Source organism: Heyndrickxia sp. NPDC080065 (assembly GCF_050281185.1).
GTDB lineage: Bacteria > Bacillota > Bacilli > Bacillales > Bacillaceae_C > Heyndrickxia.
Map to the genome: position 1 here is coordinate 207,075 of NZ_JBNNWS010000007.1, position 23,879 is coordinate 230,953.

At 35.0% G+C, this 23,879-nt stretch carries 21 protein-coding genes; 16 read left to right on the top strand and 5 right to left on the bottom strand.

Annotated features, from left to right (window positions below; translation table 11 throughout):
• Positions 1-159: 159 nt before the first annotated feature.
• Positions 160-915 (bottom strand): hydrogen peroxide-dependent heme synthase, encoded by a 756-nt coding sequence (hemQ, locus tag ACQKP0_RS10345; RefSeq protein WP_427405755.1) that lies wholly within the window; start codon positions 913-915, stop codon positions 160-162.
• A gap of 176 nt (positions 916-1,091) precedes the next feature.
• Between hemQ and ACQKP0_RS10350 the strand changes: the two genes are divergently transcribed.
• From ACQKP0_RS10350 to ACQKP0_RS10360, 3 genes are all read left to right on the top strand, one after another.
• Complete coding sequence (locus tag ACQKP0_RS10350) at positions 1,092-1,925, top strand: lipoate--protein ligase family protein (protein ID WP_427405756.1); 834 nt, start codon at positions 1,092-1,094, stop codon at positions 1,923-1,925.
• 478 nt (positions 1,926-2,403) lie between these two features.
• Positions 2,404-4,161, top strand: a complete 1,758-nt coding sequence (locus ACQKP0_RS10355; protein ID WP_427405757.1) for an ABC transporter ATP-binding protein — start codon at positions 2,404-2,406, stop codon at positions 4,159-4,161.
• Positions 4,158-6,167 carry an ABC transporter ATP-binding protein gene (locus ACQKP0_RS10360; RefSeq protein ID WP_427405758.1) on the top strand — a complete coding sequence of 670 codons (2,010 nt, stop codon included), beginning with the start codon at positions 4,158-4,160 and terminating at the stop codon, positions 6,165-6,167. The genes ACQKP0_RS10355 and ACQKP0_RS10360 overlap by 4 nt, the downstream gene beginning before the upstream one ends.
• A gap of 196 nt (positions 6,168-6,363) precedes the next feature.
• On the opposite strand, the gene ACQKP0_RS10365 is transcribed toward ACQKP0_RS10360, so the two are convergent.
• On the bottom strand, positions 6,364-7,071 hold the full coding sequence (locus ACQKP0_RS10365; RefSeq protein WP_427405759.1) for an RsfA family transcriptional regulator: 708 nt from the start codon (positions 7,069-7,071) through the stop codon (positions 6,364-6,366).
• Positions 7,072-7,549: 478 nt separating this feature from the next.
• Here ACQKP0_RS10365 and ACQKP0_RS10370 point away from each other — a divergent pair, with 478 nt between their 5' ends.
• Both ACQKP0_RS10370 and ACQKP0_RS10375 read left to right on the top strand, forming a co-directional pair.
• Entirely contained in the window at positions 7,550-8,851 is a 1,302-nt protein-coding gene (locus tag ACQKP0_RS10370; RefSeq protein ID WP_427405760.1) for an HD domain-containing protein, read from the top strand.
• Between the two features lie 36 nt (positions 8,852-8,887).
• Positions 8,888-9,397 carry a YwgA family protein gene (locus tag ACQKP0_RS10375; protein WP_427405761.1) on the top strand — a complete coding sequence of 170 codons (510 nt, stop codon included), beginning with the start codon at positions 8,888-8,890 and terminating at the stop codon, positions 9,395-9,397.
• Between the two features lie 111 nt (positions 9,398-9,508).
• Here ACQKP0_RS10375 and ACQKP0_RS10380 read toward each other — a convergent pair whose 3' ends face one another.
• Entirely contained in the window at positions 9,509-9,694 is a 186-nt protein-coding gene (locus ACQKP0_RS10380) for a 2-hydroxymuconate tautomerase (RefSeq protein ID WP_427405762.1), read from the bottom strand.
• 264 nt (positions 9,695-9,958) lie between these two features.
• On the opposite strand from ACQKP0_RS10380, the gene ACQKP0_RS10385 reads away from it, so the two are divergent.
• On the top strand, positions 9,959-10,633 hold the full coding sequence (locus ACQKP0_RS10385; protein ID WP_427405763.1) for a site-2 protease family protein: 675 nt from the start codon (positions 9,959-9,961) through the stop codon (positions 10,631-10,633).
• Between the two features lie 12 nt (positions 10,634-10,645).
• Positions 10,646-11,158: a YwhD family protein gene (locus ACQKP0_RS10390; RefSeq protein WP_427405764.1), complete on the top strand. Its 513-nt coding sequence runs from the start codon at positions 10,646-10,648 to the stop codon at positions 11,156-11,158.
• A gap of 421 nt (positions 11,159-11,579) precedes the next feature.
• On the opposite strand, the gene ACQKP0_RS10395 is transcribed toward ACQKP0_RS10390, so the two are convergent.
• Positions 11,580-13,640, bottom strand: a complete 2,061-nt coding sequence (locus ACQKP0_RS10395; protein WP_427405765.1) for a transglycosylase domain-containing protein — start codon at positions 13,638-13,640, stop codon at positions 11,580-11,582.
• A gap of 253 nt (positions 13,641-13,893) precedes the next feature.
• Between ACQKP0_RS10395 and speE the strand changes: the two genes are divergently transcribed.
• Together speE and speB are read left to right on the top strand one after the other, a co-directional pair.
• Positions 13,894-14,724 (top strand): spermidine synthase, encoded by an 831-nt coding sequence (speE, locus tag ACQKP0_RS10400; RefSeq protein ID WP_427405766.1) that lies wholly within the window; start codon positions 13,894-13,896, stop codon positions 14,722-14,724.
• A gap of 247 nt (positions 14,725-14,971) precedes the next feature.
• Positions 14,972-15,844: an agmatinase gene (gene speB / locus ACQKP0_RS10405; protein WP_427405767.1), complete on the top strand. Its 873-nt coding sequence runs from the start codon at positions 14,972-14,974 to the stop codon at positions 15,842-15,844.
• A 663-nt stretch (positions 15,845-16,507) separates the two neighbouring features.
• Here speB and ACQKP0_RS10410 read toward each other — a convergent pair.
• Positions 16,508-17,092 (bottom strand): hypothetical protein, encoded by a 585-nt coding sequence (locus ACQKP0_RS10410; protein WP_427405768.1) that lies wholly within the window; start codon positions 17,090-17,092, stop codon positions 16,508-16,510.
• Between the two features lie 481 nt (positions 17,093-17,573).
• On the opposite strand from ACQKP0_RS10410, the gene ACQKP0_RS10415 reads away from it, so the two are divergent.
• The 7 genes from ACQKP0_RS10415 (at position 17,574) to ACQKP0_RS10445 (ending at position 23,874) form a co-directional block, all read left to right on the top strand.
• A complete protein-coding gene (locus ACQKP0_RS10415; protein WP_427405769.1) occupies positions 17,574-17,729 on the top strand; it encodes a hypothetical protein in 156 nt (51 codons plus the stop codon).
• A gap of 5 nt (positions 17,730-17,734) precedes the next feature.
• Positions 17,735-20,053 (top strand): sensor histidine kinase, encoded by a 2,319-nt coding sequence (locus ACQKP0_RS10420; RefSeq protein WP_427405770.1) that lies wholly within the window; start codon positions 17,735-17,737, stop codon positions 20,051-20,053.
• A gap of 54 nt (positions 20,054-20,107) precedes the next feature.
• Complete coding sequence (locus ACQKP0_RS10425) at positions 20,108-20,734, top strand: response regulator (protein ID WP_427405771.1); 627 nt, start codon at positions 20,108-20,110, stop codon at positions 20,732-20,734.
• A 73-nt stretch (positions 20,735-20,807) separates the two neighbouring features.
• A complete protein-coding gene (locus ACQKP0_RS10430) occupies positions 20,808-21,140 on the top strand; it encodes a DUF2712 domain-containing protein (RefSeq protein WP_427405772.1) in 333 nt (110 codons plus the stop codon).
• A gap of 283 nt (positions 21,141-21,423) precedes the next feature.
• Complete coding sequence (locus ACQKP0_RS10435; RefSeq protein ID WP_427405773.1) at positions 21,424-22,239, top strand: hypothetical protein; 816 nt, start codon at positions 21,424-21,426, stop codon at positions 22,237-22,239.
• Complete coding sequence (locus ACQKP0_RS10440) at positions 22,226-23,020, top strand: hypothetical protein (protein ID WP_427405774.1); 795 nt, start codon at positions 22,226-22,228, stop codon at positions 23,018-23,020. The genes ACQKP0_RS10435 and ACQKP0_RS10440 overlap by 14 nt, the downstream gene beginning before the upstream one ends.
• Positions 23,017-23,874, top strand: coding sequence for a hypothetical protein (locus ACQKP0_RS10445; RefSeq protein ID WP_427405775.1), 858 nt, complete (start codon positions 23,017-23,019; stop codon positions 23,872-23,874). The genes ACQKP0_RS10440 and ACQKP0_RS10445 overlap by 4 nt, the downstream gene beginning before the upstream one ends.
• The last annotated feature ends 5 nt before the right edge of the window (positions 23,875-23,879 follow it).

Below are 23,879 nucleotides of genomic sequence, written 5' to 3' on the forward strand. Positions count from 1 at the left end.
ACCTATCTATTTAACTTACAAAGTTTCTTACGTTTTTGTAAGATAAATATTTAGAGAAATCTTTTTAGCTGATGAATGTAGGAAAGTGATGTATGAGGGAGGAATAAAAAAAGCAAACCTACAAAAATGTAGATTTGCTCTTTTAGTAAAGTAGAGATATTAATTCACATGTAAAAACTTTGCAATTTTATCTTCTTCTAATAGGTTTCCGACAAAGAAAGAACCGAATTCACCGTAGCGGGCACTTACTTCATCAAATCGCATTTCGTATACAAGCTTTTTAAATTGAAGCATTTCGTCAGAGAATAGGGTTACGCCCCATTCATAATCATCTAGGCCAACAGAACCTGTAATGACTTGTTTCACTTTTCCAGCGTATTTACGTCCAATCATACCGTGGCTTCTCATTAATTCACGGCGTGCATCCATTGATAGCATGTACCAATTATCATTTCCTTCTCTGCGTTTATCCATCGGATAGAAGCAAATGTATTTTGATTTTGGAAGGATTGGGTATAATCTTGATTTTACATACGGATTTTCATAAGGATCTTCATTTGAATCTCCTCCACCGACATAATTACTTAGTTCAACTACTGAAACATATGAATATGTAGGGATGGTATACTCAGCGATTGTTAGCTTATTAAATTCGTTTTCTAGCTCATTCAACTCTTCCATTGTTGGACGTAACATCCAGAGAATGAAATCTGCTTTTTGACCAATAATGGTGTATAAAGCATGACTTCCTTCTTTCTTATCTTGTGTTTCATTCAATTTATTCAAAAATTGGTGAAATTCGTGTATAGCTGCTTGTCTTTCATCACTTGAAAGTTCTTTCCAAGCTGTCCAATTCATTGCTCTTAAATCATGTAAGGAATACCAACCATCTAAAGTTTGAGCTGCTTCACTCATCTAGATCACTCCTATTCTAATGTAAATCTACCATTACTATAGCATAGTTTTTCCAAATCACTCATTTTCAATCTGAATTGTTGAAAATCAGACAAGAACACCTGATAATGGGACAGAGGGACAGGTCCCTTGTCCCATTACAGATGAAAAATTTGTTCGTACTAAGGAGATACTAGATGGAACAGGCATTATCATTATTAAAACAAGAAAAGTGGCGGATTATTGATCAATCCAGCTTAGGGCCACATTTTGATGCATTACAATCTTTTGCGATGGATGATACACTCTGTACTTCTGTTGGATCAGGATATTCGGTTCCTACAGCAAGATCATGGGTTCACCATCAAACTATCGTATTAGGAATTCAAGATACGAAGCTTCCGTTTTTAGAAGATGGTTTAAACTATTTAGAAGAACAAGGTTATCGATATATCGTCCGCAATTCGGGTGGATTAGCCGTTGTCCTGGATGAAGGGGTGTTAAACCTATCGCTTATCTTCCCAGATACAGAAAAAGGAATTGATATTAACAAAGGCTATGAGGCAATGTGGGCATTAATTAAGCAAATGTTTTCAGATTTTGAGGTAACGATAGAAGCGAGAGAGATTGTAGGATCGTATTGTCCTGGCAGCTATGATTTAAGTATTAATGGGAAAAAGTTTGCGGGAATCTCACAGCGCCGTATTCGAAAAGGGGTTGCCGTACAAATTTATCTTTGTGTTTCAGGGAAAGGAGAAGAAAGAGCGAAGCATATTCAACAATTCTACAAAAAAGCAAAAAAAGATGCAGAAACAAAATGGGTATATCCTGATATCCGCCCGGAAGTAATGGCATCATTAGCTGATTTATTGCATACACATATATCGGTACAGGATGTCATGCTTCGCTTTCTAACAGCACTCAAAGAAATGAGCCAGCAAATTTTTTCTGAGCCCCTTTCAGGTGATGAGCTAGGATGGTATGAGGAGTATTACAAACGAATTATAGAGAGAAACGAAAAGTTTGTATAATAAAATTTCTTTAACCTTTATAAAGATTAGGAATTGACACACAATTTAATTAATGGTAATCTAACAAAGTATTACCATAAGGCTGTTTTTGAAAAGACTGTTGTCAATTCATATATGGGATAAAATCCTTATATTATATGTTTTTTGGGCATCTTTTCTTATGATGCAACGAAGTAAGGAAAAGAGCCTACCATAAAAATTCTAAGGCAAGGGAGGTATTGTGATGATTTACATTGATTTCAACAAAGACTTATTAAATAACTTTATAAATCACGCAACCTGTCCTAAGCTTGGGGTTTATTAAGCTCCTCTTATTATCGATATACTTAAGCACAGGGGCGTATCGTTTCCTGTGCTTTTTTGTTGCCTTTGCTACTGTACCTTTTTAGGTACGTTAGCTTCTTGTGGGCAGCTGCCTAGTGCAGCTGCCCATTTTTTTATTTAAAATTAATTTCAACAATTTGGGTGGTGTCAGAAGATGTTTCGAGTATTGTGGAAGCTTCGCTGGTTTTTTAAAGAACAGTGGAAGCGGTATGTAATTGCCATTTTATTATTAATCATCGTAGGGATTTTAGATGTTATCCCTCCGAAGGTAGTGGGAATGGCCATTGATAATATTCATTTAGGAAACCTGACCTGGGGAGGGATCCTTCGTTATTTATTTTATTTATTTCTTATCACGGTTGTATCATATGGAATCACATATGTTTGGATGTATCAATTATTCGGCGGGGCATTCCTCGTTGAAAGAAAGCTTCGTTCACGATTAATGGGACATTTTTTTAGAATGACTCCTGCCTTTTATGAAAGAAATCGGACGGGAGATTTAATGGCTCGTGCGACGAATGATTTGAAGGCTGTTTCAATAACAGCTGGCTTTGGAATATTAACTTTGACAGATTCAACGATATTCATGCTGACGATCTTGTTTACGATGAGTGTTCTCATTAGCTGGAAGTTAACTTTGGCGGCTATCCTGCCACTTCCAATTATGGCAGTGTTAATGGGGATCTATGGAAAGAAAATTCATGAGCGCTTTATCGAAGCACAGGATTCATTTGGGGATCTTAATGATAAGGTGCTGGAATCTGTAGCAGGTGTTCGAGTGATTCGCGCATATGTTCAAGAACGTGCGGATGAAGATCGGTTTCATCAAATGACAGAAGATGTTTTTTCAAAAAATATGAAAGTAGCAAAGATAGATTCCTTATTTGATCCGACTATTAAAGTTTTAACAGGAATGAGCTATTTAATCGGATTAGGCTATGGGGCGTACTTAGTCTTTCACCAAACGATTACTTTAGGGGACTTAGTATCCTTTAATGTGTATTTAGGAATGTTGATTTGGCCAATGTTTGCGATTGGGGAGCTTATGAATCTTATGCAAAGAGGCAGTGCGTCTCTGGATCGGGTAGATGAAACCTTAAGTGCATCAGAGGATGTAAAAAATCCAGAACACCCTGTAACAGTTAATCAACCTGATCGTATGCAATTGAATGAGTATGAGTTTCAATATCCATCATCTTCTGTGAAAAATTTAAAGAATATTCGCTTAGACCTAAATCGTGGTGAAACACTTGGGATCGTTGGGAAAACCGGCAGCGGTAAAACCACCTTTGTTAAACAGTTACTGCGAGAATATAAAGAAGGGGATGGCAGCTTTTCGTTTTCTGGAGTTGAAATTCGCGAACAAACGAAGGAGCAGGTTCGGGATTGGATTGGCTATGTGCCGCAAGATCATGTTCTTTTCTCACGGTCGATCAAGGAAAATATCAAATTTGGATATCCAGAAGCAAGTGATAGTGATATTCAAAATGCTATCGATTTAGCTTCTTTCCGCAAAGATTTAGAACTTTTGCCAGAAGGATTGGAAACATTAGTAGGGGAAAAAGGGGTTGCCCTTTCTGGTGGGCAAAAACAAAGGATATCAATTGCCCGTGCGTTAATCAAAAATCCTGAAATATTAATATTGGATGATTCTTTGTCTGCTGTAGATGCAAAAACAGAGACAAGAATTATTGAAAATATTCAAAAGGAGCGAAAAGGAAAAACAACAATCATTACCACACATCGCCTATCAGCAGTAGAACACGCTGAATGGATTATTGTGCTAGATGATGGGCAAATAGCCCAAGAAGGGACCCACAAGGAATTGATTCAACAAGAAGGATGGTATTTGGAGCAATATCAACGCCAGCAGCTTGAAGCTTCAGAAAGCGAGGAGGTGCTTTCATGAAAGTCGGAAAAAAACTAATTCAATATGCCATGAGCTATAAAAAGTTCATTATCATCGCTCTTCTCATGCTTACTTTTTCCGTAGGTGCCGAATTAACAGGCCCGTTTATTGCAAAAAAGATGATCGACTCCCATGTTTTGGGGATTGAATCTCCATGGTTTGAAGCGGACAAAAGCAAGGATGCTGTTTTATATGATGGGAAGTATTATAAGCGGGAACAATATTTTGAATCTGGTGAAGTGAAGGGGAAAGAAGTTCGAATTATTCAAGTTGGAAAAAGCTTTTATTTTATTGATGGAAAAATCCAAGTTGATGGAGAACGAACCTATCATAATGGCATCATAACAATAAAAAAAGGTGATCTCATTCAAGAGGTAGAGGCTCAAAAAATATCAACGAACGAACTATTGAAGTTTTATCAGCCAGAGATACCAAGGATTATTCATCTTATTCTATTTTATTTTGGATTATTATTGAGTGCATCGTTATTTCAATACGGTCAACATTTTTACCTACAAAAAGCGGCCAATAGAATTATTCAAAAAATGCGGACAGATATTTTTCAGCATATTCAAAGATTACCTATTCGCTATTTTGATAATCTACCCGCAGGTAAAGTAGTATCCCGTATCACAAACGATACAGAAGCCATTCGGGATTTATATGTAACGGTTTTGGCCACATTCTTTACAAGTACAATTTATATAACAGGAATCTATATTGCACTGTTTATATTGAATGCAAAACTAGCAGCGATCTGCTTATTATTGTTGCCATTGCTTTATCTTTGGATCATTATTTACCGTAAATATGCCTCTAAATATAATCAGGTGATCCGCTCGAAGATAAGCGAAATCAATGCTTCTATCAATGAATCGATCCAAGGGATGAGTATTATTCAAGCTTTTCGCCGCGAGGAAAAAATGCAAGAGGAATTTGAGGAGCTGAATAAAACTCACTTTCAATATCAAAATAAATTATTGAGCCTAAATGCGCTTACTTCACACAATCTTGTAGGAGTACTCCGAAATATCACTTTTGTCGCTTTTATATGGTATTTTGGCGGAGGTTCAATTGGAGTTGGTTCATTTGTCACTCTTGGTGTTCTATACGCATTTGTCGATTATATTAACCGGTTATTCCAGCCGGTCACTGGTGTCGTAAACCAATTAGCGAATTTGGAGCAGGCGTTAGTGGCAGGAGAACGAGTATTTGAATTGCTTGGAGAAAAAGGCACAGATGTTAGTGATGAGCGTATCCCTCGTTATAAGGGAGATGTGACATTTGATCATGTGTACTTTGGTTACAAGGAAAATAATGATGTGTTAAAAAATATTACTTTTGATGCAAAATGTGGAGAAACCGTTGCATTAGTTGGTCACACAGGGTCTGGAAAAAGCTCAATTATGAACCTATTATTTCGATTCTATGATTGTACGAAAGGTGAAATCAAAATAGATGGAATAAACATTAAAGACCTTTCGACACAGAGTTTGCGAGAGCATATGGCTATCGTTCTTCAAGACCCCTACTTATTTACAGGAACGATTGCTTCGAATGTAAGCTTAAGTGACCCTCGCATTTCTCGTGAAATGGTAGAAAAAGCACTGAAGGATGTCGGTGCAGATAAAGTGCTTAAGAATTTAGAAAAAGGAATCGATGAACCGGTTGTTGAAAAAGGAAGCACTCTCTCTTCCGGACAAAGACAATTAATATCATTTGCGAGAGCACTAGCCTTTAATCCTGCCATCCTTATTTTGGATGAAGCAACTTCTAATATCGATACAGAAACAGAGGCCATCATTCAGGAGGCTATGAATGTACTTAAGAAAGGAAGAACCACCTTTATCATCGCCCATCGTTTATCTACGATTCGTAATGCTGACCAAATCCTTGTCCTGGACAAAGGTGAAATAGTGGAAAAAGGCAGCCATGATGAACTGATGGAGCTGAAAGGGAAATATTTTCAAATGTATCAGCTGCAGCAGATGAAGAAGGTTGGGTAAGGTATTGGGTATGACCGATATCTTTCGACTCTTGACCGATAAGTTGAGAAAATAGCCGATATTTTTCAACTTTTGACCGATATATTGATTAAAATGACCGATATAAATTAAAGCACAACCTTTCTTTGTGGAATCTTCATCACAGAAAGGTTGTGCTTTTGCTTTTCTAGGCGTAACAGTCGCCTCGTATTTTATTTTACTCCGCCAGTTTCTCCAAATTCCCATTTCGATCCATCTTGAAGGTAGAGGTCGAAGGTTCATCCTCTTCGAATAAGACAAGTTTTCTTGCTCTGTTCATAATTTTCATCATCGTTTCATAATCTTCTTGCATCGTAACTGAGTTCTTTTCTAGATCATGAATACGTTTCTGCAGCTCTTCATTTTGTCGCTTCATATCTTGGTTTTCACGTTTTAATCTTGCATTCTCACTTTTTAAAATTGTAGATTGGAACTGGGTACTATTTAAGTATTGTAAATAACTAATGACCTTTTGAAGATTAAGTTCTTCATTTTGGTTTTGACTGACTGTAGTTGTAGCAGCTGGTTGTAATACTTCCATCTCTTCTCCAAATTCTTGATTAATAGTTTCCAAAGGAATTTCTTCTATTTCTTCATATGATGGAGTAGGTGGTTGATAGAGTAGCTTTTTCTTTCCACCCTGATCCTTACCTAGTAAACGCTGTCTTTGCTTACGCTGCTTTTTCGCTAACTGTAAAGCTTGCTCATAGTCATGGCGAACAACAGCATTCCAACGGAAACCACAGGCTGCAGATGTTCGATTTAACTTGTCTCCTACCTCTTCAAATGCATTTAATTGTGTACTGCCTTCACGGACATGACGCAGCACTGTCTCAGCTAATTGTAAATCATTTTCTTCTGTCCAAGCATCTTGGCGTTCTTTCATACTTCTCAACTCCCATTTCATAATTAACTTTCCCCATTAATCAAAGGATGGACAAAAGAAATCACTTTTATACCAATATTGTAAAAAATATAGTAGTTTCTCAAATTATTATAAGAAAAGCGTAAGCGCCTTGCTCATCGACGTACGTACTGGGAAAATTGGCAGTAAAATTTTCCTTGGAGGGACTTCGACTGAGATAAAGGAAACTTTTTGGGAGCCCCTAAAGGGCGAATCGATGTTGACTTATCGTAGGGAGGAGTCCTGAAGTACGCTAGTCGATAGGCGCTGGAGCTAGACAGAGCAGACACTATTCATGATCTATAATTCAATAAAATTTATGCTTTCTTACCAATTAAGAAAAGCGTAAGGTATAGGTTATTCCCTTAGTTCCCGTTTCTAAATGAGCATTTTGCGGTCTTTGAAAATGAAAAAAAAGTCGTTATAATAAAAACATGATTGTCTAGGAAGAGGGTTAAGCATGGAGTATTCTAAACAAAAATTGACCGAGGAAAAGGTTTTTAAAGACCCCGTTCACCGCTACGTCCATGTAAGAGATAGGGTGATTTGGGACTTAGTTGCTACGAAGGAATTTCAACGCCTGCGCCGGATTCGGCAGCTTGGTACAACTTATTTCACCTTCCATGGTGCAGAGCATAGTCGGTTTAATCATTCCCTAGGTGTATATGAAATTATTAGAAGAATTATTGATGATGTTTTTGACGGAAGACCGGAGTGGAACCCTGAAGAGCGACTTTTATCTTTATGTGCCGCCCTTTTGCATGACTTGGGACACGGCCCATTCTCCCACTCTTTTGAAAAGGTTTTTCAACTTGATCATGAGGAATTTACACAAGAAATCATTGTTGGAAAAACAGAGGTTAATAAAGTATTAAGCAAGGTGAGTCCGGACTTTCCTAAAAAAGTAGCAGAAGTCATTGCCAAAACATATGAAAATAAATTAGTTGTTAGTTTAATATCTAGTCAGCTAGATGCGGATCGTATGGATTACTTACTTAGAGATGCTTATTTTACTGGGGTAAGCTACGGCCATTTTGATATAGAGCGACTTTTGAGGGTTATGAGGCCTAGAGAGGAACAAGTAGTTTTCAAATATAGTGGAATGCATGCAGTAGAGGATTATATATTGAGCCGTTATCAAATGTATTGGCAGGTATATTTTCACCCGGTCACGAGAAGTGCTGAAGTGATTCTAACAAAAATTTTGCATCGGGCAAAGGCATTGCATGATGAATATTATTCGTTTAAACAACATCCAATCCATTTTTATTCCCTTTTTGAGGATGAAATGACATTAGAAGACTATTTAAAATTAGATGAATCTGTCATATTATATTATTTTCAGATGTGGCAGGAAGAAGAAGATCCTATATTAAGCGATTTATGTACGAGATTTATGAATAGGAATTTATTTAAGTATGTTGATTTTGACCCAGCAAAACAATTCAAAGTACATAGTCAGTTAGAAAGCCTATTTGAAAAAGCAGGAATAGATCCTAACTATTATTTAGTAGTCGATTCTTCGTCTGATTTACCTTATGATTTTTATCGTCCTGGTGAGGAGGAAGAAAGACTGCCTATCCATTTGCTTAAGTCAAATGGAGAACTAAGGGAATTATCCCGTTCATCTGACATCGTAGATGCAATATCAGGAAAACGCAGAACGGATCATAAATTATATTTTCCAGCAGATTTTATTAAGGATGAAACAACAAGCAGCGAAGTGAAGCAGAAGATTCGTGCGATATTAGAGAGTTTATAATTGAAATAGTTTGTATAAAGCAGGAGATGAGTTTCTTTGTTAAACGATCATGTTAGATTAATGGGTGCGCTTGCAGCTTCGGGGGAAATTGTTGGACGTAAAAAGCTACAAAAGATGATATACATTGCAAAAAAATTAGATTTTCCTTTTCAAGAAAGATTTCAATTCCACTTCTATGGCCCTTATTCTGAAGAACTGACACTTAGAGTGGAAGAACTATTTAATTTAGGATTTATCGGAGAAGTGAAGGAGAAAAAAGGGGGATATTTTCAATATCGCTATTCGATTACCGATAACGGAAAAGAATTTCTAAGCCTGTATGAAACAAAAATGCCTCATTTGGATGAGATCTTAACCAATATGAATGAACAAAATGCACGTTTTCTAGAATTGGTTTCCACTGTTTTATATTTTGATAATCTTCCACGCGAAGAGGTTATTGAGAAAATCAATACTGTAAAAGCGAAGCAAAAATATAGTGAGGAAGAAATTGATCAAGCATATCAGTATATCGATTCACTGAAAAAGATAGCTAAGCCTGTGTAAAGGGGCTTAGCTATTTTCAATTTAAAAGGTAAGATAATTTACTATGGGTAATAGACATGAAAAGTGTCTGCTATGTCTAGCTCCAGCGCCTATCGGCTAGCGCTTTTCTAATTACTTATCACTTAAACGCGTTCCGCCAACAGCATAATGATTTTTAGACATTTCTTCAATAAAAACGACAATATTTTCCTTAGGTGCACCTGCAGTTTCGCTTACAGCTTCAGTGACTTTCTCTACGAGTGCTTTCTTTTGTTCCTCTGTACGGCCTTCTAGCATTTTTACAGTAATGTATGGCATATTATGTATCTCCTTTATAAAAATTTTTCTAACTATCCAAAGTGTATTGTTTTATGATGTGGGAAGCAAGGGGATATTATCTAAAAGAGTGACTCTATTCGTATAGATTGTTAAAATCCTTATGCTGATTTTTACTTGAATCGAATATCCTGTATCGTTGAAAAAGAATCTAATGACATATTTCGTGAATCTGCTTCAGAGAAATTATAGTTATGTTGTTGTATACTGTTAATAAGTATAAATAAATGAAAAAGGGGATTGATTGTGGATCAATTAATTAATACTTTATCTAGCTTTTTAAGGTATCCAATTGAATATCTACCATTCGTAGTCATCACTTTATTAATAGCATTTACAGTTCATGAATTTGCACATGCTTATACAGCATATAAATTTGGAGATAATACGGCAAAAGATCAAGGTCGTTTAACGTTAAATCCTATTCAACATCTTGATCCGTTTGGAACGATCCTTATTTTAATTGCAGGTTTCGGTTGGGCACGCCCAGTACCGGTAAATCGGTATCATTTTAAAAACCCAAGGGCTGCGGGGATATTAGTTTCGATAATGGGGCCGCTAAGTAATCTTTTAATGGCTTTTATCGGATATGGAATATTCTACTTTTTAATTTCGTCAGGTGCTTGGACAAATTCGAGTTTCGTCATTGATTTTTTAAAGGTTTTTATTCAGTTGAATCTTACGCTTTTTGTATTTAACCTATTTCCTCTGCCTCCGCTTGATGGGTATCGTATTCTTGAGGATTTAGTTAGTCCGTCTGTAAGAGCGAAAATGACACAATTTGAACAATATAGTATTTTAGTCTTTTTAATTATTTTAGTAACACCTTTGGATAGATATACGATCTCTCCGATCATGGAATGGGTAAGGGACTTTTGTATTAATAGCTTTCAAACGATATTTTCTATGTTTATCAGGTGAGGAGGTTTCTAAATGGAACAAGGGAAAAAAAAGCTTGAGTTTAATATTATAAAAAATGACCCAACCGATGGTCATAGAGGTTTTGGTATTGGGTCTTTAAGTTTAGAAAATGTTTCCCCAGTGTTTGTTGATGTTGAAGAAGGGGAGGCATTTGTAGATATAGGTGCCATGCATGCAAGAAGTGCAGTAGAAAAACGTGTTAAATTTTTGCCGAATAAAGAAGAAGTTCCAGAGGGAGCGAAGCCTTACTGGTTAGTATGGGTTACTATTGACCGAAATGAGGAAGGGCCATATTATGCAGGTGTCACTGCATGCGAAATGACCGTTAATAAAGAGGCGCGCCGCGGATATAAGTCATTGCCAGAACACGTGAATCGTTTAGATAAATCATTAAAACGCCAAATCATCGTTGATCATATGGATGAAAAGTCTAAAAAGGTGTTAGCGAATTTTTTGAAAAACCATGATGAAAAATTGTGGGATTTATCAAGTGACAAGCTGAAAAAAGATTTGGGTGCTGAGTAAGGTAGGAGAATATAGATTTTAATTTGTTGCTGCTCGAATTATAAGCCATTTAACTGTGATGTTAGCGGCAAGGCGCTTGCGCTTTTCTTAGTGTCTAGCTCCAGCGCCTATCGGCTAGCGGATTTCTCCGTCTCCTCCCTACGATAAGTCAACATCAGCTCGTGAACTACCTCGCTGTGTTTCCTTTATCTCAGTCGAAGACTACGAAATCCGTACGCCGATGATCAAGGCGCTTGCGCTTTTCTCGTTTGTGAACAAATAGTGACAGTTTTTTGAATTTAAAAATGGTGACTTGCTGATTTAAAGGAAAATAAGTAAACTAGAATTGATGGTTTGCATATACAAACTAGGACACGAAAAAACTCGGGGACGCACACCCCGAGTTTTTTCGCATTCTGAATTAAAAAGACCTTCTAGGAGGTTAAAACCAATTGAAAAACCTCTTTAACCAATTTTTCTTTCCCTTTTCATCGTCCTTTTGTTTATTCAAATTTTCATTTAAATGTTTATCACAATAGTCAGTCGGCTCAGTTCCTTCCACAAAATAAGTTAACCGGGATACGGGACAGTCATCGGTTGCTATTTTTCCACTTTCGGGATCAATCGGTAAGGCGATCACACCCTTAGGCTCTTTAAACGTTTTTATTGGCTTGTTTTCGAGAGATCTCTCCATAAATCGAATCCAAATATTTTTTGCATATAATTTATCTGCATTTAATGTTAATTGATCTCCCTCATCGTATCCTGTCCAAATTCCAGCCGTAAGCTGCGGGGTAAACCCGATCATCCAACTATCGGAATTGGTTGAACCAGACTTTCCTGCATATTGTCTGGTCATTTGACTAATAATCGATGCTCCAGTGACAGAGGAATATCCATTCAACTTTTTATCAAACATTCCTGTCATCATTTCGTCCATCACAAAGGCAAACTTCGGATCTAATGTTTGCTCTTGATGCGGTTTATATTGATAAAGTACATTTCCTTGATAATCCTCGACTCTTGTAATAAATATTGGTTCAACTTTTTTTCCGCCATTAGCTAATAAGCTGTATGCATTTACCATATCAATCACTCGTACACCCGATGTTCCTAAAGCGAGTGAGGGGACCTTAGCCATTTTCGTTTGGATTCCAAATTGTTTGGCTGTTTTTATTAAAACATCTTGTCCTAAAAATAAATGGGTCTTAACAGCATAAACATTATCTGAAAGTGCTAGGGCCTGTGCCATTGTAATATCATTGTTGGCATATTTGCTATTAAAATTATGTGGTGTATACTCGGACCTGCCATCATCAAAGCGAAAAGTAGTAGGCTCACTCTTCATCATAGTTGTTGGAGTGAATCCTTTTTCTAGAGCGGCATAGTACAATAATGGCTTTATTGTCGATCCAGGCTGTCTGCTCGCTTGAACGGCTCTGTTAAATTGACTTTTATCATAATTTCTTCCACCAACTAATGCAGAGACAAATCCTGTATTTGGATCCATTGCAGCAAATCCTACTTGGATAGTGGAATTCTTTGAAATGGATTCGTCAATTACTTGTTCAGCAATTTTTTGTTGGCTTGTATTTAATGTTGTATATACATGGAGTCCACCTAAATCAATGGTTCGATCATCAAAACCAAGCTTCGATTTTAAAAGATATTTAACCGTATCTTGAAAGTAGGGGGCAATGGCAGCACGATGATAGGTATGTTCACCAACAATAGATAACTTTTCTTTGGCCGCACTTTTTGCTTCTTTAGCAGAGATATATTTATTTTTCACCATAGTTTGTAGAATCATTTTTTGTCTTGCCTTAGCTTTATCAAAAGAAGCGATAGGTGAGTAAATACTAGGACCTTTTGGAATCCCTGCTAGCATTGATGCCTCGGCAAGACTAAGATCGTGTGCGCTTTTTCCAAAATAAAATTGACTGGCTGCTTCGATCCCATATGCTTGATGTCCATAATTAATTGTATTTAAATAGCCCTCTAAAATTTGATTCTTATCATAATTCATTTCAAGACGAATCGTGTAGAATGCTTCTGATATTTTTCGCTTCCATGTTTTATCAAGAGTTAAAAAAAGGTTTCGGGCATACTGCTGGGAAATGGTACTTGCACCTTGTACCTTATCCATAGCTTTTATATCAGCAAATACTGCACCAGCAATTCGCTTGAAATCGAAACCGTGATGGGCATAGAAATTTTGATCTTCTATTGAAATAGTCGCATTAATTACGTCTTTTGATATGTCCTCGATATCGACCCAATATCTTTTTTCCCCGTTATTGCTTTCCCCAATGACCATACCATCACTTGAGTAGTATAGTGTAGATTGCGGAACAGCGAGAGGCGGGGGACCTAATATTTTTGCGTATATTAAAATACCAGCAATAAAAATGGTAAATATCGTGAGAAATAGTAAAAAGGCTAATAATGAAAGCCTTAAAAATCGTTTTGTTTTTTGGATTTTAGGATTTGCAATGGTTTCCATGATGTTGCTCACCTCATTTTTTGGGAAAGCTTAGCTTCATTTCCTATACTTATTCAGTATGAAAAAAAAACTTCTGTTTTAAACATTGGAAATAGCAATTTTTGAGAAAATAGCAGAAAATTTATCTTGCAATTTCGCCAAAATTCTCTATACTTTTTCTCATGTTTGTATTTATTGTCTTAGGGGAAAATGATGTAGAAAATAGCGTCATTTTAAAAGGCATGATTATCCAAAACAGAAGGGAAGATCGCAAATGGGTGGACTATGGTTTACTGAAAAGCAAACAGAAAATTTTGGAATTACAATGAAGATTAATCGAACTTTACATACAGAACAAACCGAGTTTCAAAAGCTGGATATGGTTGAAACTGAAGAATGGGGCAATATGCTTCTTTTAGATGACATGGTCATGACAACGCAAAAGGATGAGTTTGTTTACCACGAAATGGTTGCACATGTACCGTTATTTACACATCCCAACCCAGAAAATGTCCTTGTAGTAGGCGGCGGAGATGGCGGTGTGATTCGTGAAATTTTAAAACACCCGAGTGTGAAAAAAGCAACTCTTGTTGATATTGATGGAAAAGTTATCGAATACTCTAAGAAATTCTTACCAGAAATCGCTGGTGAATTAGAGAATCCACGTGTAGATGTGCAAGTGGATGATGGCTTCATGCATATTGCCAAAAGTGAAAATGAATACGATGTCATTATGGTCGATTCAACTGAACCAGTTGGTCCTGCTGTAAATCTTTTTACAAAAGGCTTTTACGCAGGTATCTCTAAAGCTTTAAAAGAAGACGGTCTTTTCGTTGCCCAAACGGACAACCCATGGTTCAAAGCAGACTTAATTCGTGAAGTACAAAAAGACGTGAAGGAAATATTCCCAATCACTCGTTTATATATTGCGAACGTACCAACCTATCCAAGTGGAATGTGGACATTTACAGTCGGATCAAAAAAATATGATCCACTTGAAGTAAGTGAAGATCGTTTCCATGATATCGAAACAAAATATTACACAAAAGAACTTCACAAAGCTGCATTTGTCTTGCCGAAGTTTGTTAAGGATTTAACGGAATAAGTAGAGAGTAGATGGATAGGTGTAAAAGCCTATCCTTATTTCTGAAGGCTGTTTTCGTATAGATTGTTGCTTTTCGCATATGGGGTGAAGGCCTGAATAAATATAGTGTCGTGCTCTTTTCTACATCCTATATTTCATTTTGATAGCGGAAAATAACCGTAAAAATCCTACTACCGATTTTTACTCTATTTACAAATAACAACAATGTTTAAGAAAAGAGCCTTTCTGAAAAAAGGAGGATCATTACATGCGATTTGACGAAGCATACTCTGGTAAGGTATTTATCAAAAGTTATCCTAATTATGAAGAAAGTCAAGCGGTCATTTATGGTATGCCTATGGACTGGACGGTGAGTTATCGACCAGGATCACGTTTTGGTCCAGGTAGAATTAGAGAAGTTTCGATTGGTTTGGAAGAGTATAGTCCATATCTTGATCGTGAGCTTGAAGAAGTGAAATACTTCGATGCTGGAGACATTCCATTGCCATTTGGAAACCCTCAGCGCAGTATTGAATTAATTGAGGAATATATTGACGGTCTCCTAAAAGATAATAAATTTCCATTAGGGATGGGTGGGGAACATTTAGTTTCTTGGCCGGTTATTAAGGCAATGTATAAAAAATACCCGGATCTTGCAATTATTCATATGGACGCCCATACTGATTTGCGTTCTGATTACGAAGGGGAACCATTATCACATGCCACACCGATTCGAAAAGCAGCTGAATTAATTGGTCCTGAAAATGTATACTCTTTCGGGATTCGTTCAGGAATGAAGGAAGAATTTGAATGGGCAAAAGAAAATGGGATGCGCATATCAAAATTTGAAGTCCTCGAGCCACTGAAAGAAGTATTGCCGAAGCTTGCAGGACGTCCAGTATACGTAACAATAGACATCGATGTTCTTGACCCTGCACATGCACCTGGGACAGGAACGGTTGATTGTGGAGGAATTACTTCGAAGGAACTACTCGCATCCATTCATGAAATCGCTCGTTCGAACATAAATGTTGTCGGCGGGGACTTAGTAGAAGTAGCACCAATTTATGACACTTCCGATCAAACGGCGAATACAGCTAGTAAGCTGATTCGTGAAATGATTTTAGGCTGGATAAAATAACAATAGTCATATGAAAGAAAAGGAAGGGTTCTTCCGCTCAATTGAAGCGAGAGACCCCTTTTTTTTATTAAAGCGCCGGGGGACAGCTGTGGTAAAAATCCCCCTTAATCTCGACATGTTTTTTTAGTCATTTGATGCTAAAAGTCTGCAGGGAAGCGGGCGTAATCATTTTTAATCAAACGTTTGATTAACAAGAAAGTTAAACAAATTGAGTTGAAAACTGTCGTTTAATAAGAAATATGGCAAAAATCCCGGAAGTTAATATGATTTTCAAAAAATATTCGTCAATTTTTTCTTGATAGAACAGAGGTAAAAGCTGCGGTTATAAGTTTTTTTACTTATTTAATCAAACGTTTGATTAACAAGAAAGTTAGAGTAATTGAGTTGGAATTTGTCGTTTAATTAGAGATATAGAAAAATTCCAATTATTAATATGACTTTCAAAAAAGCATTCGTCAATTTTTTCTTGGTAAGAACAGAGTAAAAGCTACGTTTATAAGCTTTATTGCTAATTTAATCAAACGTTTGATTAAGAAGGTAAAGGGATAAAATAGTCGAAAATTTTGGGAAGATATGGAGCGGTCCCCTTCGTGAAATGATTTTAGGCTGGGTGAAAAAGTAATAGCAATGGACCCTCATAATGTGAGTCCATTTTTTTCGAAACTACCAATCTGATACTATCCACCAGCCAGCAATATTTACTCCATTGATTTCTTCTTTATTTTCATCTTTTCCTATAATAATGGAGCCAGTAGCAAAAAATAGATACCAATCAAAAGAGTAACCACTGATAGGAACGATTTCTGCTTTCGTCTGAATTTGGTCATCTTTATTAATATTAGAAGTAATTTTCACGCATTCAAATTTATAAAGACATTGGTACTTTCCTTTACTATTTATATACTCCATAAAGGAATCATTATGTACGGGAACACGAACGATAGAAAATATTATGATGAGAATGCATGCACCAATTATTTTTGCAAATCCTTCATTTTTCTGATTTTTTTCCTTTATACTTAGAATCATACCAATCGACGAATACAAAGATAGCCATAAAAGGGCATCGATATGAAAGATAATCCAAGCTAGAGAAAAATTAAATGTACCTAAAGAAAAATATCTGCTAATACTTAAAATCGATTCTGGATTTAAATCCTTTTTCTCTAATTCAGGATCTTTAATAAATGTTCGAATAATTGAAAAGCAAATAATAAAAACCATGAAAATATATTTAATGAATATCACCCTTCCAAATCCCCTTCAGAAAAACTCAGTTTCATCTTTTCATATCAATTCCATGAATAGATGAAAAACTCCTTTTCCTTAATTGAAAAGGCTAAAGTATTATGCTACATACTACAAATCCCTTTCGCTACATTCGATATTATCTTTATAAACTTAACAATTTTCTTAGCTCTTTTTTTAAAGATTTCAAATTAGCTTAATAAAAAATCTTGCTACACTAGAATTCATCCAAATGTGTTCTAGACTTTTTAGTATATATTTATTTTTAATCATCTGATAATATAAAATTGTAAATAAAATGTAAAAAACCTTACAAAAGTTCTACTCAAATAGTTAATGTGAATCAGGAGTTATCTTGTCTTTAAATGCAATGATAAAGTTGTTTCAAAATAAAGTAATAAAAGCAATCAACTTAATGAAGATAGAAGAAGGTTTCAAGTATACTCTATTACCAAACATATAAAAGAGGGGAGAATCCATAATGAAAGAAATAAAATATAACTTGATTAAGAATCCAGAAATAAGAGATCAATTGATTGAAGAAAATCTTTGTTTATTAACTAGGAATGAAGAAGAAAGAAAGGCGGTATTAGCAACTTTAATAGGAGACGAAGTTGTTAATTCACTGGAGTTTTGAAAGTAATGGGGATATTAAATGTTAATAAAACAAGAATCGTACCATTAATTGTAATGGTAGTTGGAGTGGTCATGGCATTTTATATGACAAAAGTAACTATTCAGCATCCTTTCATAGGAATTGATGTAGAAAAAAAGGGGGATCAATTCATTGTAAAAAATGTATCATCTGCTGGTTGGGGGAAGGAGAATGCCATTCATAATGGAGATATTGTGCTCTCTGTTAACGAAAAAGATCCTAATCAACATTTTTCTATCAATCGATACAATACAATTGAGCAAGCTGATACAATCCAATTTTTAAAGAATAATGAAATCAAACATTACAACATTAAATATAATGGATCAAATCATTACTACATTTACCATTTAGTTTTTCCAGTTATCCTTTATTTATCTTGTTTAATAATGAGTTCATTTTTATTGTTTAGGAAGGAAAACAATGGCTCAGTTGTTCTTTTAATATTTTTTCTAAATGTTTTTGGATTATCGTTAATAAGTTCTGGTGCTTCTGCAAGGAAAGATCTTGCCGGGGAGACATTAATAGCTTTCGGCCTGATTTTTTCTCTTATCTTGCTTCTTCATTTTTTGGAAAGTTATTTTTCTAATTGGAATCTAGTATTTATAAAGAAATCAAGTATTAATTTGGTGTATAGCATTGGGCTACTAGTATTTATATTATATGTAGTATTTCAAAATAATAAGCTAGTCATTTTATTGCCACCAGATTTAATTTTCTTTTCGGTTACCTTTATCAGTATGAATGTTCTTATTATTAAACAGTACCTTAGTAATCGAGCAACAGAACATAAACAAACAATTCAAATACTAATGACAGGCTTATATACTTCGTTTACTCCTTTTGTTGTTTTGTTTGCCATTCCAACTCTATTATTCAATCATCCAATAGTGCGTGCGGAAATTACAACTTTATTTTTTATTTCTTTACCTCTTAGTTTATTCTATCTAGTTATATCCAAAGAATTTATCGATATGGATTTCGTAATTAGAAAAATATATTATAGTTTGCTCACAAGTTTTGTTGCAACTGCGTTGACTCTAATTGGCTTTTTAGTATTCACTCAATCAAATATTCTCGATAATCACATTGAAATTATAAGATTGAGTTTAATGATCTTTGTTGTATTTACTAGTATTCTTTATTTCAAGGATAAGATAGATTTTCTTTTAAGAAAGTGGTTATATCCAAAGGAAAAGGATTATCAGGTCAGTCTTAACCGTTATTTGCATACGATGAAGAATGAGACAAAAATTGAAACCCTTATGAAGGGGTTGCAAAAAGAAATAGTAGTTAATTTGCCTATTTCAGAAGTTACACTTGTACAAGTACGAGAGGATAATAAGATTTTCTCTTTTTTTGAAAAGAAAGAAATTAGCCATATAATGGTTGGAACAATGATTCGAGATAAAAGCTGTATAGGAACCATTCAAAAAACACCGACAGGATTTTCGGTACCGTTAGTGGAAAGGGATGGTCAGTCTTTAGTATTGGTAGCGGAATGGAGAAAACTAAGAAGGAAATTAAATACGGCAGAATGGATCTGGTTAGAGACGATTTTAAACTATACACAAATTATGATAGAGAATCTTTACAAAGTAGAAGAAATAATGAAAAAGCTTGATGATCTTGAAGAAGGTAAGCCGATTCCTATTTATTTATCAAAATTATTACTTTCAATATCTGAAAACGAACGCAGGAATTTGGCTAGAGATTTACATGATACCATTTTACAAGATCAGTTAAGTCTTGCCACAAAAATAGATAATGAAATGACAACAATAGAAAGCCCATCTTATATAAATATATTAAGTAATATGAGAGAGTCTATACTAGATCAGGTCCATATCTTACGAGAAATAACAACTGAGTTGCATCCTTCGTTTTTATATGAACTAGGCTTTCGAGAATCCCTGTTTACTCTTTTTGAAAAAATCAATTTAAATGCTAATTTCCTTTTCTACTACTATATCGATGAAGATATAGCTGTGACAAAAAGGGAGTATGAATTAACGATATATCGAATTATTCAAGAGTTACTAAATAATGCTATAAAACATTCAAAAGCAAGTGAAGTGCATTTGAAATTGTTTAGGAAAGATCGTTTTTTATTTTTACATTATCATGATGATGGAATAGGTTTTAATTGGAATAAATTGGATCAATCATTCAGCACAATGGGAATAACAGGAATAAAAGAGAGAGTCAGAGGACTCAATGGTAAGCTCTATATTCATTCGGCTGAAGAAGATGGATTTCGGGCTGAAATAGTCTTCGATTTGGAGCAATATTCTCAGGTTAATTAAGTCTTATTCGTATTATTGAGTTTAAAATTAGATGTTATTAAAAGGAGGAATTGGGTGATTTCAGTATTAATTATCGATGATCATGTCGCTGTTGGTCACGGAGTAAAATCCATCATTGAGAAGGAGAAAGATATTAGTGTGGATATCTTATCTTCTAGTAATGAACTGAAACAGATATTATCTGAATGCAGCCATGATGTTTATTTAGTCGATTATCAAATGCCTGACACAAATGGGATTGAAATAACGAAGAGTATTTTGCATATGTATCCAGAGGCAAAAGTAATCATCTATACAGGCTATGACATAAAGCCACTTTTTAATAAACTTGTCGATTGCGGTGTATCGGGAGTGATTAGCAAAACCGCAACCAAAAGGACGTTATTAAATACAATAAAATCAGTTATTCAAGGTGATGTCATCATACCTTTAGAGCTGTTTCAACAGCTGCGTATTCAACATCAAAACAATTTAAGTGAACCAAATGAGAGCGCTTTAACTGATAAGGAAAGAAATATTCTATTGGAAGCTGAAAAGGGCAAAACAAATAAGGAAATATCTAAAAATCTATTTGCAAGCCAAAGAAGTGTTGAATATGTATTAACGAATATTTACCGTAAGCTAGGCGTTCATTCTCGTATGGAAGCAGTAAAAAAGGCGAAAGAACTTGGGGTACTTTAGTCCTGTCATACGCAAAAAAATTGCGTGAAATATCAAAATTATTTCGGTCTGGTTTGTCTGATTTTGTTATATTATGGAACTATCAAATGCAGCAAGTAATCACGAGGATTCTCCATTTACCTTTATCTTAGGACAAAATGATCAAACTTCTGCAAGACAGAAATTGAATAAAACATCCGCGTATATGAAAGCAACTAGTATTAATGGGGGGGCATATTCGGCAAGAGTAACATTAGAAAATGGAACTCCCGTTGGTCAGTCCACGACTATAAAACTAGGACAAGGAACAAAATTGAGAAATTATGCTGTTGAAACATATGGAGAAGGTGTATATGTACGTATTAAAGGTTCTCTTACAGGCGGTGTCAATGCGGCATCAGGCAAGTGGAGTCCCGACAGTATTTAATCAAACATCCACTGTAGTTAATAGAAACTAGGTACTTTATTTCATAAGCTGGATGATATTATGTTCAATACATGATAGTGTCCAGCTTATGTTTGTTAAGGTATGATATTTTTTATTTAGTTAAATTTGGATTATTCATAAGGTATAAATAAGAGTCTTTTTGCAATTTTAATTGTTGTAATTTTAATTATCCTTATATATTTACCAACTATCACTAAATGTATGAAAAGAATTTTTTGAAAAATTAGATTTATTTTTAAACTTAGTAAAGGAGGCATAACTCATGATTCAATTTTTTGGGCGGAGAGTTATTAGTAGTAAACCGATGTATTTTGTATTATTTGCAGGAATAATCATTTCACTCCTCCATGTAAAGCTAGAGATTATTCCTCAATTAAAGTGGCTAAGGCTCGGACTACAGGATCATGGTGTTGACTCGACTCCTTATTCTGAATGGTTTGAATTTGGAGTGGCAACATCTTTAACGATGCTCTTTTTTCTATTGTTACCCATTCTTGCATCGCTTCCTTTTGCGGATACTTTTTCAAAAGATAAACAATCAGGTTACCTACGTTCAATATTATCAAAAGGGAAAATGAAGGAATATTTTAAAGGCTTGTATATTACTAATTTTATCACTTCTGGTGTTATGATTACGATCCCACTTCTCGTTAACATTTATCTTGCCTTTATGATTTTGCCAAATGTGAAACCAGACCCAGTCGTTAATAGCAGGATGTCATTAGATTTTATGAATTCGTTTTTCCCAGAGCTATATTATAGTCACCCGCTTATACATATGTTGTTTTACGTAGTTTTAGCGTTTTTGTTTAGTGGAATGTTCGCTACTATTAGTTTAAGTATTTCATTTTTTGTAAAAAATAGGTTTTTTATTTTAGTATCTGGATTTTTATTACAAATGATTCTGTCGTTGGTATTTCAATTTACAGAGAATTATGGGTGGATTCCATCGTCCTTTTTATTGGAACAATCACAACCCTCTGTCTCCTTAGTAGTTACTGTTTTTATTTTTTGTTGTGGGATGATGCTTAGTACACTCATCTATATTCTAGGAGTGAAAAAACGTGTTATTACTTAATTATACGAAGCTACTTATCTTAGATTTTACAAAATCCATTTGGAAGATAGGCATTTGTATAGTGGTCCTTTTATTGGGAGTGATTACTTTTGCGAGTTATTCTACCTTCTATGGTACTGACTCGATTCCTGATGTATTTAACTATTTATTTATAAAGACTAGCTTCTTTACACTGACCATTCCATTATTTTTATTTTTTCTATCTTTCTTCTTACCTTTTATGATGGATCCACTTAGGTTGACACGATTTAAGGAAAGGAAAAAGCTGGGGGCTACAATTCTATTCACAGTATGCTTAGTCACCATTGTTTTTTTAGCTGTATATTTTATTATTGGTTTTCTTTATGGATGGTGGAAGAGTGGTTCATTAAGCAATCCGTGGGTTACGGAAGAGGGGACTCCTTTTATACTGTCTAAAGGAAAAGTAGATTTATCGCTGTTTAAAACAGGATATATGTTTCTTCGTTATACTATTACAGAGTTTTTTGCTTTTATGGTCATTGGTTTATTGGCTTCTTTTCTTTATTTACTTATTCCGCGATATATCCTTGTCTTTTTTATTGTGGAGGGATTTCTTATTCTTGATATAACGATTCAGTCTGTCTTAAACTTCACAATATTTATAACACAAGCAGAGGTAAGCTTGAATAACTGGGGAAATGTCACGTATTTCATCGGTAATTTAATCTATTTTTCAGGGTTAATCGTTGTATTAATTATTGGTATTCATATGGCTTCAAGGAAAAGAGATTTTATCCCTAGCGTAGAGGAGACTGAATGAAATTGGGGAAAGAAACGCTATCTTTATTTAAACGAGATTTATTTCTAGGTTTTTCTTCTGTCCGTTTTCGCTGGATAACCTCAATGAGTTTATTTGTTATTATTCTCATTGTCTCTTTCTATCAATTAAAAGGGTTAGGAGAAATAGAAGGAATTGATAGTTCAACTTTAACTTATACAGACTTGTTGTTTAATGTTTTTAGAGGAAAAGAGTATCCTACACCAGATGATCTAAATTTCAAATTCCCATTTTTATGGTTAATTATTCAATTGATGGGTCCTTTTATTATCGGTGGTTATGTAAGGGACGATTTGTTTGACCAATCTTCCTTTTTGTTTGTCCGAGCGAAGCAGCGTTTATCTATATGGATGAGTAAATTATTTTTCGCTATTGCAGTTGTCATATCAATGTATTTAATTATGGCAATAATAACTTTTTTATTCTCCATCTTTTTTCTATCGGTTTCACCTGGGTGGAGCGAATACGGAATGAAGATGATTAAGCCACTAATCGCAACAGATATAACGCCATTTGTTTTTTCGATTCACCTTTTTCTATTACCATTTTTTATTACGCTCCTCATCGTTGTAGTTCAAGCAATATTCACTGTTTTTATGAGGCCCATTTATGCATTTATTATTATGTTATCTATGCTTGTAGTTTCTGTTTTTACAACGAGTCGATTGGTGCCTGGAAGTTACAGTATGATTTTGAGACACCATTCTCTTGACTCGGAGTACGGATTTACTTGGACTATGGTGATTATTTATATAATAGCTATTCTTTTAATCGTTGTTTGTAGTGGATATTTCCTATTTAAAAAAATGGATATATTTCCAAAGGAAAGGGACTGATGGAA

Bases quoted from the DNA above. Each gene is read 5' to 3' on its own strand.
- hemQ (WP_427405755.1), bottom strand. From the start codon at position 915: ATGAGTGAAGCAGCTCAAACTTTAGATGGTTGGTATTCCTTACATGAT.
- ACQKP0_RS10350 (WP_427405756.1), top strand. From the start codon at position 1,092: ATGGAACAGGCATTATCATTATTAAAACAAGAAAAGTGGCGGATTATT.
- ACQKP0_RS10355 (WP_427405757.1), top strand. From the start codon at position 2,404: ATGTTTCGAGTATTGTGGAAGCTTCGCTGGTTTTTTAAAGAACAGTGG.
- ACQKP0_RS10360 (WP_427405758.1), top strand. From the start codon at position 4,158: ATGAAAGTCGGAAAAAAACTAATTCAATATGCCATGAGCTATAAAAAG.
- ACQKP0_RS10365 (WP_427405759.1), bottom strand. From the start codon at position 7,071: ATGAAAGAACGCCAAGATGCTTGGACAGAAGAAAATGATTTACAATTA.
- ACQKP0_RS10370 (WP_427405760.1), top strand. From the start codon at position 7,550: ATGGAGTATTCTAAACAAAAATTGACCGAGGAAAAGGTTTTTAAAGAC.
- ACQKP0_RS10380 (WP_427405762.1), bottom strand. From the start codon at position 9,694: ATGCCATACATTACTGTAAAAATGCTAGAAGGCCGTACAGAGGAACAA.
- ACQKP0_RS10390 (WP_427405764.1), top strand. From the start codon at position 10,646: ATGGAACAAGGGAAAAAAAAGCTTGAGTTTAATATTATAAAAAATGAC.
- ACQKP0_RS10395 (WP_427405765.1), bottom strand. From the start codon at position 13,640: ATGGAAACCATTGCAAATCCTAAAATCCAAAAAACAAAACGATTTTTA.
- speE (WP_427405766.1), top strand. From the start codon at position 13,894: ATGGGTGGACTATGGTTTACTGAAAAGCAAACAGAAAATTTTGGAATT.
- speB (WP_427405767.1), top strand. From the start codon at position 14,972: ATGCGATTTGACGAAGCATACTCTGGTAAGGTATTTATCAAAAGTTAT.
- ACQKP0_RS10415 (WP_427405769.1), top strand. From the start codon at position 17,574: ATGAAAGAAATAAAATATAACTTGATTAAGAATCCAGAAATAAGAGAT.
- ACQKP0_RS10420 (WP_427405770.1), top strand. From the start codon at position 17,735: ATGGGGATATTAAATGTTAATAAAACAAGAATCGTACCATTAATTGTA.
- ACQKP0_RS10430 (WP_427405772.1), top strand. From the start codon at position 20,808: ATGGAACTATCAAATGCAGCAAGTAATCACGAGGATTCTCCATTTACC.
- ACQKP0_RS10435 (WP_427405773.1), top strand. From the start codon at position 21,424: ATGATTCAATTTTTTGGGCGGAGAGTTATTAGTAGTAAACCGATGTAT.
- ACQKP0_RS10445 (WP_427405775.1), top strand. From the start codon at position 23,017: ATGAAATTGGGGAAAGAAACGCTATCTTTATTTAAACGAGATTTATTT.